This window comes from Devosia sp. (assembly GCF_034675085.1).
GTDB lineage: Bacteria > Pseudomonadota > Alphaproteobacteria > Rhizobiales > Devosiaceae > Devosia.
This window is the reverse complement of sequence record NZ_JAUCDN010000403.1, coordinates 1-2,508: the sequence shown is the minus strand read 5'-3', so window position 1 is coordinate 2,508 and position 2,508 is coordinate 1. Positions and strand designations below refer to the sequence as shown.

At 62.2% G+C, this 2,508-nt stretch carries 3 protein-coding genes; 1 reads left to right on the top strand and 2 read right to left on the bottom strand.

The window, feature by feature from the left end; genetic code table 11:
• Positions 1-164 precede the first annotated feature (164 nt).
• Positions 165-812 (bottom strand): ThuA domain-containing protein, encoded by a 648-nt coding sequence (locus VDP82_RS16960; RefSeq protein WP_323016005.1) that lies wholly within the window; start codon positions 810-812, stop codon positions 165-167.
• A 70-nt stretch (positions 813-882) separates the two neighbouring features.
• Complete coding sequence (locus VDP82_RS16955) at positions 883-1,338, bottom strand: GtrA family protein (RefSeq protein WP_323016004.1); 456 nt, start codon at positions 1,336-1,338, stop codon at positions 883-885.
• Positions 1,339-1,627: 289 nt separating this feature from the next.
• On the opposite strand from VDP82_RS16955, the gene VDP82_RS16950 reads away from it, so the two are divergent.
• Positions 1,628-2,508, top strand: an 881-nt coding sequence (locus VDP82_RS16950) for a metallophosphoesterase (RefSeq protein ID WP_323016003.1), incomplete at its 3' end; no start/stop codon positions are given.

Sequence of the window (2,508 nt, the reverse complement as noted above, 5' to 3'; positions counted from 1 at the left end):
GCGCCCACAGCCAATGGGTCAACCGCGTCCAGGCCGACTGGCGATAGACCAGCGGTCCCTTCGGCGGCGCTCCGGCTTCCTGATCCATCCCCGCTCCTCCCGGCATGCCATACGACGCCAATTCGGAGCGGGTTTCAACTCACCTTGGAGCGAGGGGCCTGACCCTATTCGTCGCGCGCCGCCCAGTTCATGCCGCGCCGCAATATGGTGGCCATTTCCAGCACCTCGAATTCCTTGACGCTGTGACCGAGCGTGGAATGGAACACCCTGCCCTTGCCGTGCTGGCGCTTCCACACCACCGGCATCTTCACCCCATCGATCCAGGGCGCATGCGCGCCGCTGAAGGTGGTGGTGGCCAGCACATGGTTGGAAGGATCCACATGCATGTAATATTGCTCGGACCGGTAGGGGAAGGACTTGATGCCGGCCATGACCGGATCGAGCGGATCGGCGACATCGACGGTATAGTCGATGATGTTGCCCGGGTGGGCCACCCATTGCCCGCCCACCATGAACTGGTAGTCCACCGAATCGCGGAAGGCGTCGCTCATGCCGCCGTGATGGCCGGCCAGCCCCACCCCTTCCTGCACCGCGCGGCTGAGGTTCTCAACCTCTTCCTTGCCGATGGTGCTCATGGTGAAGATGGGGATGATGAGGTTGAGATCATGGATTGCCGGATCGGCGAAGGCGCTGGTTTCGGTGGCCATGCGCACCGAAAATCCGTCCTCATGCAGCCACCGCCGATAGATGGTGGCGCATTCCTCCGGGTCGTGTCCGGCCCAGCCGCCATAGACGATCAATGCGCTTTTCATGCCGCAGCTCCCCGCAAATCAACCGGGGCGGAGATTACCCTACTGGATCGGTATTGTAAGCCCGCTCTTGTCAGGCCGCTTGAACGGCCCAGTGCGAGCGGGCAAAGGCCCAGCTGCGCAGCACGAGGAAATTGACCCCCGAGGTCAAGACGATCACCAGCGTCGAGGCGGCCGGGGTCGGCATGGCGGTCGCTCCATGGATGAGGAGCGAGAATAGTGCCGCCAGCCCCAGCGCCATGGCCTGAACCGCCATGTAGCGGGGCATCGCCTGCCCGTGGGGCGCATCCGAATGAAAGGAGAACCGCCGATGCAGAGAATAGACCGGCACGATCAGCGCACCATAGCAGAGCGTGTTGACCATCCAGTCGGCAAGGCCCGTGCCCAGCCCGATGAACAGGCTGCTCAGCGCCACGAAGGCCAGCGCCCCCGCCCCGCCCACGCACACGAAGCCAAGAAAACCGCTCCATGCCGGCGGCGCTGCGCTCCGGTCCATGTCGCGCATCAGGCTTTCGAGGGAAGTGCTCATCGGGGTCTTTCTGGGCGGCTCGCAAGAGGCTTGGAAGAGGCTTGTCGCCCCTGCATGCGCCAGCCGGCCTTGCCTTGTGGTTTACGCGGAGGCGCCGAAATCGGCCTGTCCTCGCATATGGTAAACCCGGCCTTGATGGCAAAGATTGGGAAATAGGCCCAATGGTCCACTTTCACCTGTCATCAATTGCTGGTTAACTGTTCCCGACGCAGCCGGAGTCCATGAGGGATGGGCCGGAATCGCCCGGCGCCGGCAGGTCGAAAGCCAAGAGCTGAAAAGGATAACAGGGATGAAAAAACTGTTGCTGGGCGCCACCGCGCTCACGCTCTGCGCCGGATTCTCCAGCGCCGCCTATGCCGAGTTCACGCTGAACATCCTGCATATCAACGATTTCCACTCGCGCTTCGATCCGATCACCAGTTCGGATTCGAATTGCAACGAGGAAGACGATGCCGCCGGAAAATGCTTTGGCGGCATTGCCCGGCTCAAGACCATCATCGACGACACCCGCGCCAAATATGACGGCGCCAACTCGATCCTGCTTTCGGCCGGCGACAATTTCCAGGGCTCGCTCTATTACACCACCTACAAGTCCAAGGTGGTGTCGGACTTCTTCAACCAGATGGGGTTCGACGTGGTCGCCACCGGCAACCATGAATTCGACGACGGCCCCGAGGAATTCATGAAATTCATCGATGCGGCGAAATTCCCCATCATCGGCGGCAATTTCGACGTGACGCGCGATGAAAACCTGCGCGGCAAGATCAAGGGCTCCATCGTCGTCGAGATCGGCGGGGAAAAGATCGGCATCATCGGGGCCACCACCGAGGACACCCCCGAGATCGCCTCGCCGGGCGACGACGTGGAATTCCACGATGTCATCCAATATGTGCGCGGCGCCTCCGAGGCGCTCGACGCCGCCGGCGTCAACAAGATCATCCTGCTGAGCCATATCGGCTATAATGAGGACATGCAGGTCGCCGCCGCCCTGCCCCTGGTCGACGTGATCGTGGGCGGGCACAGCCACACCCTGCTCTCCAACACCGCCGAAGGCGCCGCCGGCCCCTATCCCACCATGGTCACCAACCCCGAGGGCGTGGAAGTCCCCGTGGTGCAGGCCAATCAGTACGGCAAATATCTGGGCGACATCGCCATCACCTGGGACGATGA

Coding starts and splice junctions, on each gene's coding strand:
- VDP82_RS16960 (WP_323016005.1), bottom strand. CDS start 812: ATGAAAAGCGCATTGATCGTCTATGGCGGCTGGGCCGGACACGACCCG.
- VDP82_RS16955 (WP_323016004.1), bottom strand. CDS start 1,338: ATGAGCACTTCCCTCGAAAGCCTGATGCGCGACATGGACCGGAGCGCA.